The sequence below is a fragment of the Algoriphagus taiwanensis genome (genome assembly GCF_036245645.1).
Classification (GTDB): domain Bacteria; phylum Bacteroidota; class Bacteroidia; order Cytophagales; family Cyclobacteriaceae; genus Algoriphagus; species Algoriphagus taiwanensis.
Genome location: NZ_BTPE01000001.1, coordinates 387540 through 404294, shown reverse-complemented (window position 1 = coordinate 404294; position 16755 = coordinate 387540). Strand labels below are relative to the sequence as shown.

General features: G+C 43.5%; 12 protein-coding genes and 4 tRNA genes. All 16 read right to left on the bottom strand.

Annotated elements, in window-relative coordinates; genetic code table 11:
- Positions 1–2 precede the first annotated feature (2 nt).
- Positions 3–416 carry a 30S ribosomal protein S12 gene (gene rpsL / locus AAA938_RS01685; RefSeq protein WP_338220999.1) on the bottom strand — a complete coding sequence of 138 codons (414 nt, stop codon included), beginning with the start codon at positions 414–416 and terminating at the stop codon, positions 3–5.
- Positions 417–514: 98 nt separating this feature from the next.
- A complete protein-coding gene (locus tag AAA938_RS01680; RefSeq protein WP_338221000.1) occupies positions 515–829 on the bottom strand; it encodes a DUF3467 domain-containing protein in 315 nt (104 codons plus the stop codon).
- 64 nt (positions 830–893) lie between these two features.
- Complete coding sequence (rpoC, locus tag AAA938_RS01675; protein ID WP_338226901.1) at positions 894–5207, bottom strand: DNA-directed RNA polymerase subunit beta'; 4314 nt, start codon at positions 5205–5207, stop codon at positions 894–896.
- A 47-nt stretch (positions 5208–5254) separates the two neighbouring features.
- Entirely contained in the window at positions 5255–9130 is a 3876-nt protein-coding gene (gene rpoB / locus AAA938_RS01670) for a DNA-directed RNA polymerase subunit beta (protein ID WP_338226900.1), read from the bottom strand.
- A 156-nt stretch (positions 9131–9286) separates the two neighbouring features.
- Positions 9287–9673: a 50S ribosomal protein L7/L12 gene (gene rplL / locus AAA938_RS01665; protein ID WP_338221003.1), complete on the bottom strand. Its 387-nt coding sequence runs from the start codon at positions 9671–9673 to the stop codon at positions 9287–9289.
- Positions 9674–9717: 44 nt separating this feature from the next.
- A complete protein-coding gene (gene rplJ, locus AAA938_RS01660) occupies positions 9718–10257 on the bottom strand; it encodes a 50S ribosomal protein L10 (protein ID WP_338226899.1) in 540 nt (179 codons plus the stop codon).
- A gap of 2 nt (positions 10258–10259) precedes the next feature.
- Positions 10260–10958 (bottom strand): 50S ribosomal protein L1, encoded by a 699-nt coding sequence (gene rplA / locus AAA938_RS01655; protein ID WP_338221005.1) that lies wholly within the window; start codon positions 10956–10958, stop codon positions 10260–10262.
- Positions 10959–10968: 10 nt separating this feature from the next.
- Complete coding sequence (gene rplK / locus AAA938_RS01650; protein WP_338226898.1) at positions 10969–11412, bottom strand: 50S ribosomal protein L11; 444 nt, start codon at positions 11410–11412, stop codon at positions 10969–10971.
- Positions 11413–11415: 3 nt separating this feature from the next.
- Positions 11416–11973 (bottom strand): transcription termination/antitermination protein NusG, encoded by a 558-nt coding sequence (nusG, locus tag AAA938_RS01645; protein WP_338221007.1) that lies wholly within the window; start codon positions 11971–11973, stop codon positions 11416–11418.
- Between the two features lie 13 nt (positions 11974–11986).
- On the bottom strand, positions 11987–12175 hold the full coding sequence (gene secE / locus AAA938_RS01640) for a preprotein translocase subunit SecE (protein ID WP_338221302.1): 189 nt from the start codon (positions 12173–12175) through the stop codon (positions 11987–11989).
- A gap of 15 nt (positions 12176–12190) precedes the next feature.
- Positions 12191–12261, bottom strand: a tRNA-Trp gene (locus tag AAA938_RS01635).
- Between the two features lie 112 nt (positions 12262–12373).
- The gene (tuf, locus tag AAA938_RS01630) at positions 12374–13561 is read right to left on the bottom strand and encodes an elongation factor Tu (protein WP_338221008.1); all 1188 of its coding nucleotides are present in this window, start codon (positions 13559–13561) and stop codon (positions 12374–12376) included.
- Positions 13562–13618: 57 nt separating this feature from the next.
- A tRNA-Thr gene (locus AAA938_RS01625) sits at positions 13619–13690 on the bottom strand.
- A 30-nt stretch (positions 13691–13720) separates the two neighbouring features.
- Positions 13721–13793: transfer RNA gene (locus AAA938_RS01620), tRNA-Gly, on the bottom strand.
- Between the two features lie 70 nt (positions 13794–13863).
- A tRNA-Tyr gene (locus tag AAA938_RS01615) sits at positions 13864–13946 on the bottom strand.
- A gap of 147 nt (positions 13947–14093) precedes the next feature.
- Entirely contained in the window at positions 14094–16724 is a 2631-nt protein-coding gene (locus AAA938_RS01610; RefSeq protein ID WP_338226897.1) for a M1 family metallopeptidase, read from the bottom strand.
- Positions 16725–16755: the final 31 nt, after the last annotated feature.

Below are 16755 nucleotides of genomic sequence, written 5' to 3'. Positions count from 1 at the left end.
TGTTATTTCTTCTTGCCTGGAGCTGCAGCAGGTGCGCCTTTTCCAGCTTTAGGTCTTTTAGCACCATACTTGGAGCGACCTTGCTTACGGTCTTTTACTCCTGCGGTGTCCAATGCACCACGGATGATGTGATATCTTACTCCTGGAAGATCCTTCACACGACCACCTCTGATCAATACGATAGAGTGTTCCTGTAGATTGTGACCTTCACCCGGAATGTAGGCATTCACTTCTTTTCCGTTGGTCAATCTTACCCTTGCCACCTTTCTCATTGCAGAGTTAGGCTTCTTTGGGGTTGTAGTATATACTCTGGTACAAACCCCTCTTCGCTGAGGACATGCGTCCAAAGCGCGAGACTTTGACTTGAATTCCAGTGTATTTCTACCTTTTCTTACTAACTGTTGAATAGTAGGCATTAACTGATAATATTTAGTTTTGCTGTAAACTGTTAATTTTTGGACTGCAAAGGTACAAGAAGTAATAAGAGTAACAAAATTAAGCAGTTATATTTTTCTTAAGCTTCTCCCGGTGTTCCAAAGGAAATGGGAAAAGAAGGTGCCCCTCCGCTTGGATTTATCTTTCCAAAAGCAGCCTCATATTTCTCGATATTATCCTTCAAAGCAGCCAATAATCGCTTGGCATGATCCGGGGTAACAATGATTCTGCTTTTCACTTTTGCTTTGGGTACTCCTGGCATTAGGCGGATAAAATCAATCACAAATTCCGAATTGGAATGAGCAATCATGGCTAGATTGGAATAAATACCTTCGGCTACCTCTTCGGATAACTCCACATTGATCTGCTGATCAGGTCTTTTGTTGTCTTCCATAGTTTTGAGATTAAAAAAGGCCTGTACTTGAGATACAGGCCTTTCGGGTTCAATTTTTCTTTATTTAAAGGATGGCCTCACTTGATTTTTTTGAGGTAGCTCTTTCCATGTTTTCGGAAAGTTTCTCGTATTCCTCTTTGGAACCGACAATTAGATTTTGCAATCTTCTCTGTCCAGTACCTGCAGGAATCAGGTGACCAACGATTACATTTTCTTTCAAACCGAGCAGTTCATCACGCTTTCCACGGATAGCTGCTTCGGAGAGTACTTTAGTAGTCTCCTGGAAGGAAGCTGCAGAAATGAAGCTTTCTGTACCTAAAGAGGCTGCTGTGATACCCTGAAGAGTTGGTTTGGAAACTGCAGTTTCTGCATCTCTCACTTGAACCAGCTTCAAATCTTTTCTTTTCAGACTGGAGTTTTCATCTCTCAATCTTCTGGCAGAAATGATCATACCTGGCTTCAAGGTAGAGGAATCACCCGCGTCCATCACCACTTTTTTGTCCAAGATATTGTCGTTTTCCTCACGGAATGCCCACTTGTCCACCACTTGACCCTGCAAGAAGTTGGTATCACCTGCGTCAAGAATTTCAACTTTTTGCATCATCTGAGATACAATCACCTCAATGTGCTTATCGTTGATCTTCACCCCTTGAAGTCTGTAAACTTCCTGGATTTCATTAACTAGGTATTCCTGAACCGCAGTTGGTCCTTTGATAGCAAGAATGTCATTTGGAGTAATTGCCCCATCAGACAACGGCTCGCCTGCGCGGATAAAGTCATTTTCCTGAACCAAGATGTGCTTGGAAAGAGAAACCATGTATTTTTTGATCACGCCATCTTTGGATTCAATGACGATTTCACGGTTACCTCTCTTGATACCTCCGTAAGATACCACTCCGTCGATTTCAGAAACTACGGCCGGATTGGAAGGATTTCTTGCTTCGAAGAGTTCGGTTACCCGTGGAAGACCACCGGTGATATCCCGGGTTTTACCCACAGATCTAGGAATCTTCACAAGGATTTGACCAGATTTCACTTTATCACCAGCTTCCACTGCCAAGTGAGCCCCTACCGGAATATTGTATGCTTTCGCATCTTCTCCGTAGTTGACCACAATCGCAGGGTTTTTGGTTCTATCCTTGGATTCAATGATTACTTTCTCACGGAAACCAGTCTGATCATCGGCTACTTCCTTGTAGGTGATTCCTTCTACGATCGCTTCGAATTCAACGTTTCCGTCAAATTCAGAAAGGATAACCGCATTATATGGATCCCAAGTACACAAGGATTCACCCTTGGCTATTTTCTGTCCGTCTTTCACGTTCAACACAGCACCATAAGGCACGTGGTTGGAAACGAGCGTCTTACCAGACTTGGCATCATTGATTTTGATTTCACCGGAACGGCCCATCACTACTGTGGTTGGTTCACCGTCTCTGTTGGTGGTCTCGATAAATCTCAATTCCTCATCAAACTCGATCACCCCTTCAAACTTGGCGTTGATGCTTGCATCTACTGCCATGTTGGATGCAGTACCCCCTACGTGGAAGGTTCTCAAAGTCAATTGAGTACCTGGCTCACCGATAGACTGGGCTGCAATTACACCCACTGATTCACCTGCTTGCACCATCTTTCCTGTAGCAAGATTTCTACCATAACACTTTGAGCAAACTCCTCTACGTGTCTCGCAAGTCAATACAGAACGGATTTCAACTTCCTCGATGGCAGATTCATCTACCATTTTGGCAATTTCATCTGTGATTTCAACACCTGCTGGAACGATCAATTCGTCAGAAACCGGATCATAAACGTCGTGTACTGATACTCTTCCAAGAATACGCTCAGAAAGTGGTTCAACGATTTCGTCGTTGTCCTTCAAAGGCTGAACTACCAGCCCTCTCAAAGTACCGCAGTCCTCTTCGGTCACGATCATATCCTGAGCAACGTCTACCAATCGACGAGTCAAATAACCCGCATCGGCAGTTTTCAAAGCCGTATCGGCAAGACCTTTACGTGCACCGTGAGTAGAGATGAAGTATTCCAATACATCCAGACCTTCCTTGAAGTTGGAAAGGATTGGGTTTTCGATGATTTCACCTACTGAACCTTGAAGGTTTTTCTGCGGCTTAGCCATCAGACCTCTCATACCGCCCAACTGACGGATTTGCTCTCTGGAACCTCGAGCTCCTGAGTGCATCATCATGTAGATGGCATTGAATCCTTGCTTGTCCTCCTCCATTTTCTTCATCAGATTGTTAGTCAAATGAGAGTTGGTACGAGTCCAAATATCAATTACTTGGTTATATCGTTCGTTGTCGGTGATCAGACCCATGAGGTAGTTGTTCCATACCTGGTCCACTTCCTCTTTGGCCTTAGCGATCATTGGCTCTTTTTCGTCAGGGATGATTACATCGTTCAAGCCCATAGAAAGGCCGCCCTGGTAGGCCATCTGGAATCCTAGATTCTTGATGTCGTCCAAGAACTGAGCAGTTCTCGCAATACCACAAACCTTTACTACCTCTGCAATGATCTGCTGAAGCTTTTTCTTGGTCAAAAGCTCATTCACATATCCTACTTCCTCTGGCACAAACTGATTGAAAATCAATCGGCCAGCGACAGTTTCGATAATTTGCTCTGAAATCTCACCTTCTCCTGTTCTCACCTTCACTTTACACTTGATATGTGCATGCTTGGAGATTTGGCCTTCATTAAGTGCGATAATAACTTCTTCTTGAGAGTAGAAAGTCATTCCCTCACCTGCTACAGGCTCTTCAGGAGTGGATTTTTTCCCTTTGGTCACATAATACAAGCCCAAAACCATGTCCTGAGAAGGTACAGTGATCGGCGCACCGTTGGCAGGGTTGAGAATATTGTGGGCAGAAAGCATCAAGGTAGACGCTTCCAAAATAGCCTCATGCCCTAGTGGCACGTGAACGGCCATTTGGTCACCGTCAAAGTCAGCGTTGAACGCCGTACACACCAATGGGTGCAACTGGATCGCTTTTCCTTCGATCAACTTTGGCTGGAAGGCCTGAATACCCAATCTGTGAAGGGTTGGGGCACGGTTCAAAAGAACAGGGTGTCCTTTCAATACATTTTCCAGGATATCCCAAACCACAGGGTCTTTGCGATCTACAATTTTCTTAGCAGATTTAACGGTCTTAACAATACCTCTTTCGATCAGCTTTCTGATGATAAATGGCTTGAAAAGCTCAGCCGCCATATTTTTAGGAAGACCACACTCATGAAGTTTCAATTCTGGACCTACGACGATTACAGATCGACCGGAGTAATCCACACGCTTACCGAGTAGGTTTTGACGGAATCGGCCTTGCTTTCCTTTCAGCATATCAGAAAGGGACTTCAAAGCACGGTTACCATCTGCTCTTACCGCATTTACTTTTCTTGAATTGTCGAATAGAGAATCTACAGCTTCCTGGAGCATTCGCTTTTCATTTCTCAAAATCACCTCAGGAGCCTTGATATCGATCAATCGCTTCAATCGGTTGTTTCGGATGATTACCCTTCTGTACAAGTCATTCAAGTCAGAAGTAGCGAATCTACCACCATCCAAAGGCACCAATGGACGCAATTCTGGTGGAATAACAGGAACCATTCTCACTACCATCCACTCAGGGCGGTTTTCGATACGGGTTCTTGCATCACGGAATGCTTCTACTACCTTCAAGCGCTTCAAGGCTTCAGCTTTTCTCTGCTGAGAAGTATCTGTAGCTGCCTGATGACGAAGAGAGTAAGAAAGATCATCCAAATCCAGTCTCGCCAACAGCATTTCCAAAGCCTCTGCACCCATCTTGGCGATGAACTTGTTCGGATCATCGTCATCCAACATGTGGTTTTCCTTTGGAAGTTTGTCCATGATGTCCAGGTATTCATCTTCAGTAAGGAAGTCCAAGTATTGAACTCCTTCTTCCGCCTTAATACCCGCCTGAACAACTACATATCGCTCATAGTAAACAATTTGGTCCAGCTTTTTGGTCGGAAGACCTAGCAGGTACCCAATCTTATTGGGAAGAGACTTGAAATACCAGATATGAGCTACTGGTACAACTAGCTCAATATGGCCCATTCGCTCACGACGGACCTTTTTCTCAGTCACCTCTACACCGCATCGATCACAGATGATGCCTTTGTATCGGATTCTTTTGTATTTGCCACAATGACACTCCCAGTCTTTCACAGGACCGAAAATCCGCTCACAGAACAAACCTCCCATTTCTGGTTTGTAGGTTCTGTAGTTGATGGTTTCCGGCTGGGTTACTTCACCATTGGAGCTATCCAAAATTGATTCTGGAGAGGCCAAGCTGATCGTAACTCGGGAAAAATCGTTGTTGAGTTTTTTATTTTTTCTAAACGACATAATGTTTTGAGATATTTTCAGGGCGGTTGCCCGCCCTATGAGCCAAATTAATCCAAGGTAATTTCAAGAGCCAAACCTCTCAATTCATGAACCAATACATTGAATGATTCAGGAATGTTTGGTTTAGGAAGGTTTTCACCTTTCACGATCGCTTCGTATGCTTTAGCCCTACCGATTACGTCATCAGACTTTACGGTTAGGATTTCCTGAAGGACATGAGATGCTCCAAATGCTTCCAAAGCCCATACTTCCATCTCTCCAAATCGCTGGCCACCAAACTGGGCTTTACCACCCAAAGGCTGCTGTGTGATCAAAGAGTATGGTCCGATAGATCTGGCGTGCATCTTATCATCTACCAAGTGACCCAGCTTCAGCATGTAGGCAATACCTACGGTAACAGGCTGGTCAAACTTGTGTCCAGTCAATCCGTCGTAGAGATAGGTACGTCCATAAGCTGGCAATCCTGCAGCCTCCAACTCAGCAGATACTTCTTCCAAAGAAGCTCCGTCAAATATTGGGGTCGCATATTTTTTGCCCATCTTCTGTCCAGCCCAAGCCAAAACAGTTTCGAAGATCTGTCCGATATTCATTCGGGAAGGTACACCAAGTGGGTTCAATACGATATCCATTGGAGTTCCGTCTTCCAAGAATGGCATGTCTTCGTCACGAACGATTCGGGCCACAATACCCTTGTTACCGTGACGGCCGGCCATCTTATCCCCTACTTTCAGTTTTCTCTTCTTAGCAATGTAAACCTTGGCTAGCTGAACGATTCCTGCAGGCAATTCATCTCCAACTTCCAGTGTAAATCTCTCACGCTTAAAGTTACCAGATATCTCGTTTCGGGCGTTGGTGTAGTTTTTCACCAACTGAACGATAAGAGAATTGGTGTGTGCATCTTCGGTCCAATCATCCAAAATGATGTCTGAAATCAAGTTGGCTTCCTCAGGAACATTGTAGTTTGACTCATCTCTGTAAGGGTTCTTAGCAGGGAAAAGGTTGTTCTCAATATTCTTTTGGTTGAACTTCACGCCTTTGCTGATGATTTCATCACCAAACTTGTGCTTTACTCCCTGAGAAGTCTTGCCATCTAGCAAAGTGACCAATTTGTTGATCATTCGGGCACGGATACCCAAAAGATCCTTGGAATACTTAGCCTTGAGCTTTTCTACCTCAGCCTTGGCTTTAGCTCGGACATCTTTGTCTTTCTTAGGTCTGGAGAAAAGTTTGGTTTCGATTACCACCCCATTCAGGGAAGGAGATGCCTTCAAAGAAGCATCCTTCACGTCACCGGCCTTATCACCGAAGATCGCTCTAAGGAGTTTTTCTTCAGGAGTTGGATCGGTTTCACCTTTTGGAGTAATCTTACCAATGATGATATCTCCCTCTTTTACCTCAGCACCGATTCGGATGATACCGTTTTCGTCCAAATGCTTAACCGCTTCCTCTGAAACGTTAGGGATTTCAGAAGTCAATTCTTCCTCACCTCGCTTGGTATCTCTTACTTCAAGTTGGAATTCTTCTACGTGAATGGAAGTAAAGATATCTTCACGAACCACTCTTTCGGAGATTACGATCGCATCCTCGAAGTTGTATCCTTGCCAAGGCATGTAAGCTACCTTCAGGTTTTTACCCAAAGCCAACTCACCATTATTTGTAGAATACCCTTCTACCAAGACCTGACCTTTCTCTACTCTTTCTCCTTTCAATACCAAAGGAGTCAAGTTGATTGTAGTGTCTTGGTTGGTTCTTCTGAATTTGATTAGATCATAAGTCTTGTATTCGTCAGTGAAGTTGACCAAAAGTTCGTCCTGAGATAGGTCGTACTTAATGGTGATTTTCTTGGCGTCTACATAATCAACCACACCGTTTGCCTCAGCGATGATCAATGCTCTGGAGTCGATAGCTGCTTTTCCTTCCAAACCAGTACCCACAATCGGAGCTTCTGGTCTCAGCAAAGGAACCGCCTGACGCTGCATGTTTGATCCCATCAAGGCTCTGTTAGCATCATCGTGCTCCAAGAATGGGATCAAAGAAGCTGCCACGGATACGATTTGGTTTGGTGCCACATCCATGTATGAGATCTCACTTGGATCCAAAACAGGGAAATCACCTTCAAAACGCGCTTTTACTTTTTCGTTGACAAACTTACCGGCAGGATCCAATGGAGCATTGGCCTGAGCGATGTTGTTATTATCTTCTTCTTCAGCAGTCAGGAACACGATATCTTCAGTGCTCATTCCTACTTTTCCATTTTCTACTTTGCGGTAAGGAGTCTCCAAGAAGCCCATTGAGTTCACTTTGGCGTGAACACATAGGGATGAGATCAAACCAATGTTTGGTCCTTCTGGAGTTTCGATAGTACACAGACGGCCATAGTGTGTGTAGTGGACGTCTCGAACTTCGAAACCGGCTCTTTCTCTGGAAAGTCCACCTGGACCCAAAGCTGAAAGTCTTCTCTTGTGAGTCAACTCAGCCAATGGATTAGTTTGGTCCATAAACTGAGAAAGCTGGTTAGTTCCAAAGAAGGAATTGATCACGGATGAAAGTGTACGTGCATTGATCAAGTCGACTGGTTTAAAGTCTTCATTGTCACGAACGTTCATTCTTTCACGGATAGTTCTGGCCATTCTTGCCAAACCTACCCCAAACTGGCTGTACAACTGCTCACCAACTGTACGGACACGTCTGTTAGACAAGTGGTCAATATCATCAACTACTGCCTTGGAGTTGATCAAACCGATCAAATATTTCACGATGGAGATGATATCTTCCTTCGTCAATACGATTTTCTCTGGCTCGATTTCCAGTCCCAGCTTTTTGTTTATTCTATATCGTCCTACCTCTCCCAAGTCATAGCGCTTGTCAGAGAAGAACAAACTGTTGATCACCTCACGAGCAGTAGCCTCATCAGGTGCTTCAGTATTTCTCAATTGTCTGTAGATAACCTCAACTGCCTCTTTTTCAGAGTTTGAGTTATCTTTTTGAAGGGTATTGTAAATGATGGAGAAGTCGGCCACGTTCACATCTTCTCTATGGAGAATGATGGACTTAGAACCAGAATCCAAGATCATTTCAATATCCTCTTCTGTCAGGATGGTATCTCTTTCGAGCAATACCTCATTTCTGTCGATGGACACTACCTCACCGGTATCCTCATCCACGAAATCTTCTACCCAGGTTCTCAAAACCCTTGCGGCAAGCTTTCTTCCGGCTACTTTTTTCAAAGCAGTCTTGGTGGCAGAAACTTCCTCAGAAAGACCAAAAAGATCCAAGATGTCTTTATCAGAACCGTAGCCAATTGCACGAAGAAGAGTAGTCACCGGAAACTTCTTCTTCCGGTCGATATAGGCATACATGACGTTATTAATGTCAGTCGCAAATTCGATCCAAGAACCTTTGAAAGGAATAATTCGGGCAGAATAAAGCTTGGTTCCGTTGGTGTGTTTGCTTTGCGCAAAAAATACTCCAGGAGAACGATGAAGCTGAGACACAATGACTCGCTCGGCACCATTGATCACAAAGGAACCTTTTTCAGTCATGTAGGGCAAATTGCCTAAGAAAACTTCCTGTTCGATAGTTTCGAAATCCTCATTATCCTCATCATGGCAAAGCAATCTCAGCTTTGCTTTCAAAGGAACAGAATACGTCAATCCACGGTCGATGCATTCTTCCACACTATATTTAGGCGGATCTACAGCATAATCGATGAATTCCAAAGTGAAGTTTTCTCTGGAATCACTAATCGGGAAGTTTTCGGCGAAAACTTTGAATAACCCATCTGCTCTTCTCTTCTCAGCAGGAGTATCCAGCTGAAAGAAATCCTTAAAGGATTGCAGCTGAATATCGAGAAAATCAGGATAGTCTTTGACCACCTTAATGGAGGAGAAACTTTTCCTTACGGTTTGATTCTTGATAGCCAAGGTAGTGTATTGTTTATAGTGAAATTTCTTATTGAAAAGCGACAATTTTCGCTTAGAATAATGCAATTTTTAACCTGTGCATAAACAGGAAAAGACCTGACTATTTTAGTCAGGTCTTAAGGTTACTCCCTTACCTAAAGGCGAGGGAGTACCAAATTATTTAATCTCTACTTCAGCGCCAGCTTCTTCAAGAGACTTCTTCAAAGCCTCAGCTTCGTCCTTAGCGATACCTTCTTTCAAAGGCTTAGGAGCTGCATCAACAAGATCTTTAGCATCTTTCAATCCTAGACCGGTCAATTCTTTAACCAGCTTCACAACTGCCAATTTCTGAGCACCAGCAGCTTTAAGGATTACGTCGAAAGAAGTCTTTTCTTCTTCAGCAGCAGCTTCCCCTCCACCAGCAGCAGCACCGCCAGCCATTACTACAGCACCAGCTGCAGCAGGCTCGATACCATACTGATCCTTAAGGATATCTGTCAATTCTTTTACTTCTTTTACAGTCAAGTTTACCAACTGTTCTGCAAGTTGTGTAAGATCTGCCATTGTATTAATTAGTTAATTTTGTTTTTGATGATTTGATAAGAATATTAAGCCTCTTTTTCTGCCAAAGTCTTCAACACACCAGTGATGTTGTTTTGACCGGACTGCAGAGCAGAGATAAGGTTTCTTGCAGGAGACTGAAGCAATCCGATAAGGTCGCCCAGCAACTCTTGCTTGGATTTGAGGTTGGACAGCATCTCGAGGTTGTTCTCGCCTAGGATGACATCCGAGTCGATTCCAGCACCTTTGAATACAGGTCTAGTTTCCTTTTTACCCAATTTTTTTCTGAAGTCAAGAAGTACTTTCGCAGGAAGATTTCCATTTTCCTTTGAGAAGATTATTCCTGAAAACCCTTTAAGGGCACCGTCAACAAGCTTGGTATAATCTGCATCCAGATTCTCCAAAGCTTTCTTGATCAATGTATTCTTGTAAACTCTATACTCTACACCTTTTTCGAAACAGGTTCTTCTGAAGGCGTTGATTTGAGCTACACTAAATCCAGACGCATCGGTGATATAGAAGAAAGGGGTTTCCCTAAACTTATCAGTCAGACCGTCGATTACAACTTTTTTCTCGTCTCTAGTCATGATTATATACCTTGAATGCTTCCCTTGTCCACTGAAATACCAGGAGACATGGTGCTGGAAAGATGAATACTTTTGAAATATGTCCCTTTTGCAGAAGAAGGCTTCAGCTTAGAAATGGTCATAATAAGTTCCTTTACGTTGTCCTCAATTTGCTGAGGGGTGAAAGATACTTTTCCGACACCGGCATGAATGATTCCAAACTTGTCTACTTTGAAATCAATTTTACCTGCTTTCACTTCTTTTACCGCCTTACCTACTTCTAGAGTAACGGTTCCTGATTTAGGATTGGGCATCAAACCTCTAGGGCCCAATACTCTACCTAATCTACCTACCTTTGCCATGACGTTAGGCATAGTGATGATGACGTCTACGTCAGTCCATCCGCCTTCGATTTTGGCAATGTAATCGTCCAAACCTACGTAATCTGCACCTGCTTCGGTGGCTTCTGCAACTTTGTCAGGAGTACAAAGCACCAATACTTTGATGTCTTTGCCAGTACCATGAGGAAGGGCAACAACCCCTCTTACCATTTGATCCGCTTTTCTAGGATCGACACCCAATCGGACATCGACGTCTACAGAAGCGTCAAATTTGGTCATGGTAATTTCCTTAACCAGTGAAGAAGCAGCCTCGAGGGAGTACATTTGGCTTGGGTCGTACTTCGAAAGAGCTTCTTTTTGCTTTTTTGTTAACTTAGCCATTGTTTTTTATTTATACTTCCCAAGGGGCTTTACCAGATACTGTGATACCCATGCTTCGTGCAGTACCAGCCACCATTTTCATGGCAGATTCTACTTTGAAAGCATTCAGGTCAGGCATTTTCGTCTCAGCAATCGCTCTCACTTGATCCCAAGTGACAGATCCTACTTTCTTTCTGTTTGGTTCCGCAGAACCTCCCTTAACTTTTGCAGCTTCCAACAGCATGTTTGCAGCTGGAGGAGTTTTTACCACAAAATCAAAAGATTTGTCAGAATACACCGTAATCAGTACAGGAAGCACGATGCCCATTTTGTCTTGGGTACGTGCATTGAACTGCTTACAGAACTCCATGATGTTCAAACCCTTGGAACCAAGAGCTGGACCTACTGGAGGCGACGGGTTAGCCTGGCCACCTTTCACCTGTAGTTTTACATAACCAGTGATTTCCTTAGCCATTGCTTAGTCTTGTTTTTCTACTTGTATAAAGTTTAACTCTACTGGAGTATTTCGGCCGAAGATCTTAACCATAACATTAAGCTTCTTCTTCTCCTCAAATATCTCCTCAATTGTTCCGGTGAATCCACTGAAAGGACCGTCCATTACCTTTACGGCCTCTCCGACTATAAATGGTGTATCCTGCTTCTCGGCAAACTCATCAATCTCTTCAACCTTACCTAAGATACGGTTGACTTCAGATTGTCGTAATGGTTCAGGGGTTTTGGAAGCTCCCCCCTGGTTTGATCCAAGAAAACCGATTACTCCCGGAATACTCGTTATTACGTGATTGGCTTCACCATTAGAAAGATCCGCATTGACCAAAACGTAACCAGGAAAGAAGTTTCTTTCTCTTACACGCTTTTTGCCGTTGCGCATCTCGTACACTTTCTCAGAGGGAATCAGGACTTCAGGAATAAATTCCTCGATCTTCTGCCGGAAAATTTCATTCTCCAGATAAGTCTTCGTCTTTTTTTCCTGCCCTGCTACTACTCTGAGGACGTACCATTTATGTTCAGCCATTCTGTAATGTCAATTAAAATAAATCATAAAACCATGTCATGACATTTTCGAATCCCAGATCAATTACCCCGATAAACAAGGCAAAGATGAGAGATGCTACCAATACCAATACGGCACTATTCTGAAGAAATGAATACTTAGGCCAAGTGACCTTGTTTTTCATTTCATCAACTGATTCGAGGACAAAGTTTTTAAGATTCATAGTCAATAACTGCTGCACGGGCAGAGAGATTCGAACTCCCATCAACGGTTTTGGAGACCGCTATTCTGCCATTGAACTATGCCCGTGTGAATGAACGCTCCCCAAAAGGGAACGCAAAATTAGGGATAATGTCTTTAGAAACAAATGCGATCCCAAAAAATATTTCGGGATCGCATCGTTAATTTATCTATCGGAGGATTAGTCCAAGATTTCAGTAACCTGTCCGGCACCTACTGTACGGCCACCTTCACGGATTGCGAATCTCAAACCTTTTTCCAAAGCTACTGCAGAAAGCAAGTTTACTTCGATAGTTACGTTGTCACCTGGCATAACCATTTCCACGTTTTCTGGAAGTTTGATTTCGCCGGTTACGTCTGTAGTTCTCAAGTAGAACTGAGGTCTGTACTTGTTGAAGAATGGAGTGTGACGTCCACCTTCTTCCTTAGAAAGTACGTAAACTTCAGCCTTAAAGTGAGCGTGAGGCTTCACAGAACCTGGCTTACAGATGATCATACCACGCTTGATTTGAGATTTTTCAATACCTCTCAACAACAAACCTACGTTGTCACCAGCTTCACCTCTATCAAGGATCTTACGGAACATCTCAACACCAGTTACTGTAGACTTAAGGCCTTCAGCACCCATACCGATGATATCCACAGGATCACCAGAGTTGATGATACCTCTTTCAATTCTACCAGTAGCTACGGTACCTCTACCAGTGATAGAGAATACGTCTTCAACAGGCATCAAGAAGTCTTTGTCGATCAAACGCTCAGGAAGTGGAATGTAAGAATCAACAGCATCCATCAATTGCATAACTGTGTCAACCCACTTGTCTTCACCGTTCAATGCTCCAAGAGCAGAACCAGCGATAACTGGAATATTGTCACCGTCGAATTCGTAGAAAGAAAGCAATTCTCTAACTTCCATTTCAACAAGCTCAAGCAATTCAGGGTCGTCCACCATGTCAACTTTGTTCAAGAAAACAACTAGTGCAGGTACACCTACCTGACGAGCCAAAAGGATGTGCTCTCTAGTTTGAGGCATAGGTCCGTCTGTAGCGGCTACCACTAGGATAGCACCGTCCATCTGAGCAGCACCAGTTACCATGTTCTTAACGTAGTCAGCGTGACCAGGACAGTCTACGTGAGCGTAGTGTCTCTTTTCAGTCTGATATTCTACGTGTGAGGTATTGATAGTGATACCTCTTTCTTTCTCTTCAGGAGCGTTGTCGATAGAAGAGAAATCTCTCATTTCAGAAAGACCTTTTTTTGCCAAAACGGTAGTAATGGCGGCAGTCAAAGTTGTTTTGCCATGGTCTACGTGTCCAATCGTACCGATGTTAACGTGCGGCTTGGAACGGTCGAATGTTGCTTTTGCCATGCGTGAAAATCCTCAGTTTAAGTTTAAAGATATGTTTAGATAATAATTTTCGTGTTGAGCCAACGACGGGATTTGAACCCGTGACCCCTTCCTTACCAAGGAAGTACTCTACCCCTGAGCTACGTCGGCTTTCACTTCTCAGTGCTTATAAAAGCACAGAGCGGGAGACGAGGCTCGAACCCGCGACCTGCAGCTTGGAAGGCTGCCGCTCTACCAACTGAGCTACTCCCGCTTGTTTCCGGAACTCCGGATTTTTTTTGCCCTGCAAAACTAGAAAAAAATTTTGCAATTCAGCAATTGTGTGGGGGAAACAGGATTCGAACCTGTGAAGACATAAGTCAACGGATTTACAGTCCGTCCCAGTTGGCCGCTTTGGTATTCCCCCAACTGCGTTAAAATTTTCAGGCTTTTTGTGCCCTTGTAACCTTAACGGATGGCAAAATTATAGCCTTTTGACAAAGTATCAAAGGGTGTATGATAAAAAAGGTTTTTTTTTGAGTAGATATCTTTCAAGCCTTTCATTTTCAATCCATTAATTTTCATCTGAGAGAACCTGAAGAAAATAATCGTAATAGTTCCTGACCTGAATATCCTGTTCTTTGCTTGCGATCTCTTTCAATTTGGCCACTACTTCAGGTTGATCAGCAAATCCCATTAATGCCTGAAATGCACCAATCCGCAGATAATTTTCTGGAGACTGCTCCATCAATCGGTAAAGAAAAGAAATTGCCTCTGATGCTCCTTCTTCAGGCATTCGGATAAAATACTCCGAGAAATAACCCAGAAAATAATACAGCCCCTCTTTATTCAATTGTTCAGTTTTTTCAAAAAACCACTCCCTTTTTCCAGAAACACTTCGATCAATGAAGAATTCTGCTAAAGGGATGACCATTCGGAAATTATCTTCTTTTTCGAAGCGCTCAAAAAACTCATTCCCCAACGAGCTTTCTTCTGAAAGAACCAAACCTGTAAGTGCTGAACCTGCCACCAAATAAGACAGTGAATTCACCTTTCTTTGGAAAAGTGGCTGATACTTATCCGCATCCCAAATTGCCAATACCTCCAAGGCCCCTGACTGAACCGAGTTTTTGGGATCATTTTCTGCCAGACTAAGTATTGCCTCCTCTATTCCAGGAATTTTTTCAGCCCAAGAAGGGTCAGCCTGCATAATTCCCAAGGCTTTTTCCCTTATTGCCCAAAAAGAATCCTTCACTGCCAAGGGGAGAATGGCTGTCAACTCCTTTTCTGCCTCCCTGGCAATCAAACTGTCCAAAGCTTCATATCGAGCCACTCCCAAAACAGATTCTTCAAATTGTCGCTGATATTGAGATACACTAATTTCCTGTGTCCTTCGCGCCAAAAGATTTTTCCCTTCATCCAAATAAACCTGAGTGACTGCCGATCCATTTTCAAGAGCCACCTGGTAAAATCCCTTATTCACAAAAAAATGCTTGGACTTCCTTTCCTCGCCTTCGTACCAGCTTATCTCCAGAGGAAACTGGAAAACAGGACTTTTTTCCAAGTCTTGTACCTGGTGCACAGTGATCAAAATATTTTCGGGGATAGAGTAATCAATGTCAAAAATCAGTTCAGGATGGCCTCTGTCCAAAAACCACTGATTAAAAAACCAGTTCAAATCTTTTCCGCTGACCCGCTCAAAGGCCAATCTTAAATCATGAACTTCCACGGATTGAAAAGCATGCCTCTTGAGGTATTCATTTAATCCGGCAAAAAATGCATCGTCGCCAAGGTATAGTCTAAGCATATGGAGAATTACTCCCCCTTTATTATATCTGTGTGCATCAAATAAATCCTCTGCATCTTCATATTGAAACTGGATTAGCCTATCCAGCTTTTCTTCAGACTCACTGAAATATCCTTCCATTTCGGAAATCAACTTCAGCGCCGCTTCATCCTTTCCATATTTGTACTCATTCCAGAGATACTCGCTGTAATTGGCAAAGGCCTCATTGAGTGTCAGGTTGGACCAGGACTCGGCAGTCACCAAGTCTCCAAACCACTGATGAAAAAGCTCGTGTGCAATGATGTAATCCCAATCCGAGTCGATGGCCTCCCGTTCATTCAGTAGGAGATTCTCCATGAAAATGGATGCCGTAGTGTTTTCCATGGCTCCTGAAACAAAGTCTCTCACCACAATCTGATCGTATTTTTGCCAGGGAAAAGGGTAGCCGAGCTTTTCCTCGAAGAAAGCAATCATCTCCGGGGTATGGGCAAATACTTTTTCTGCGCCTTTCTCGTAGCCTTTTTCCACATAATAGCCCAAGGGAAGATCCCCGTGCCTGTCCTCGACTTTTGCAAAATTTCCAATGGCCAAGGCGGCCAAATAAGGAGCATGAGGAAGGTCCATCTCCCAATAATCCTTTCTCATCCCGCCTTCCAAAGCTTCCTGACGGACTAATCTTCCATTACTAATAGTGACCAAAGAATCTTCTACTGTCAACTTGAAGAGTTGAGTAAAGCGCTCATTGGGACGGTCAAGGGTAGGAAACCACTTGCTGTTGTGCTCAGTTTCGCCCTGAGTCCAAATCATCCTAGGCTTGCCGGGAATGGTATCCAGAGGATCGATGAAATACAAACCCTTGGTATCGGTAATGGCCTGGGAGCCCGCACCTGAATTTCTCTCGGGGAAGGCTTGATAATTAATTTCCACGAGGAATGTGTCTACTGCACTGAATTCTTTTGTCAAATAAATAGTGAGCTCGCGCTCATTGTATCCATAATTCAGCTTTTGTCGATTTTCCCCATCCAATAAATAGACTGCGCCCATCTCGTAATCCTTGGCATCCAACTGAAGAGTTTTTTGAGAATAGAAAAAGGGTTTGATGGTCAAAATAGCTTTCCCAATGACCGACTGATTGGACCAGTCAAAGGACAAATCCAAATCCGTATGAAGGATATCAAAATCCCGCGTCGCTGAAGCTTGATAATTTTTCAGGACGTTTTCCTTTTGGCGCATCAAAAAGATTCTATCCAGACTATCCTGCTTTTTTTCCCTATCAGGATAGGCTGTGATTTGGGGATCTGAAGAAGAACTAATCGGTTGCTCAGTCTTACAGGCCGCTAAAAAAGTCAGACCCGAAACCAGGCATATTTTTAAACCACGCAGGAAATTTTCTTTGGGTAGGGAAATCAATTCTTTCATATTTGGGGAAAATCTATCGGAAAACGACGAT

Excerpts from the sequence above, each read along its gene's own strand:
- rpoC (WP_338226901.1), bottom strand. The coding sequence starts at position 5,207 with ATGTCGTTTAGAAAAAATAAAAAACTCAACAACGATTTTTCCCGAGTT.
- tuf (WP_338221008.1), bottom strand. The coding sequence starts at position 13,561 with ATGGCAAAAGCAACATTCGACCGTTCCAAGCCGCACGTTAACATCGGT.
- secE (WP_338221302.1), bottom strand. The coding sequence starts at position 12,175 with ATGAATCTTAAAAACTTTGTCCTCGAATCAGTTGATGAAATGAAAAAC.
- rplL (WP_338221003.1), bottom strand. The coding sequence starts at position 9,673 with ATGGCAGATCTTACACAACTTGCAGAACAGTTGGTAAACTTGACTGTA.
- rpsL (WP_338220999.1), bottom strand. The coding sequence starts at position 416 with ATGCCTACTATTCAACAGTTAGTAAGAAAAGGTAGAAATACACTGGAA.
- AAA938_RS01680 (WP_338221000.1), bottom strand. The coding sequence starts at position 829 with ATGGAAGACAACAAAAGACCTGATCAGCAGATCAATGTGGAGTTATCC.
- AAA938_RS01610 (WP_338226897.1), bottom strand. The coding sequence starts at position 16,724 with ATGAAAGAATTGATTTCCCTACCCAAAGAAAATTTCCTGCGTGGTTTA.
- rplK (WP_338226898.1), bottom strand. The coding sequence starts at position 11,412 with ATGGCTAAGGAAATCACTGGTTATGTAAAACTACAGGTGAAAGGTGGC.
- rplA (WP_338221005.1), bottom strand. The coding sequence starts at position 10,958 with ATGGCTAAGTTAACAAAAAAGCAAAAAGAAGCTCTTTCGAAGTACGAC.
- rplJ (WP_338226899.1), bottom strand. The coding sequence starts at position 10,257 with ATGACTAGAGACGAGAAAAAAGTTGTAATCGACGGTCTGACTGATAAG.
- nusG (WP_338221007.1), bottom strand. The coding sequence starts at position 11,973 with ATGGCTGAACATAAATGGTACGTCCTCAGAGTAGTAGCAGGGCAGGAA.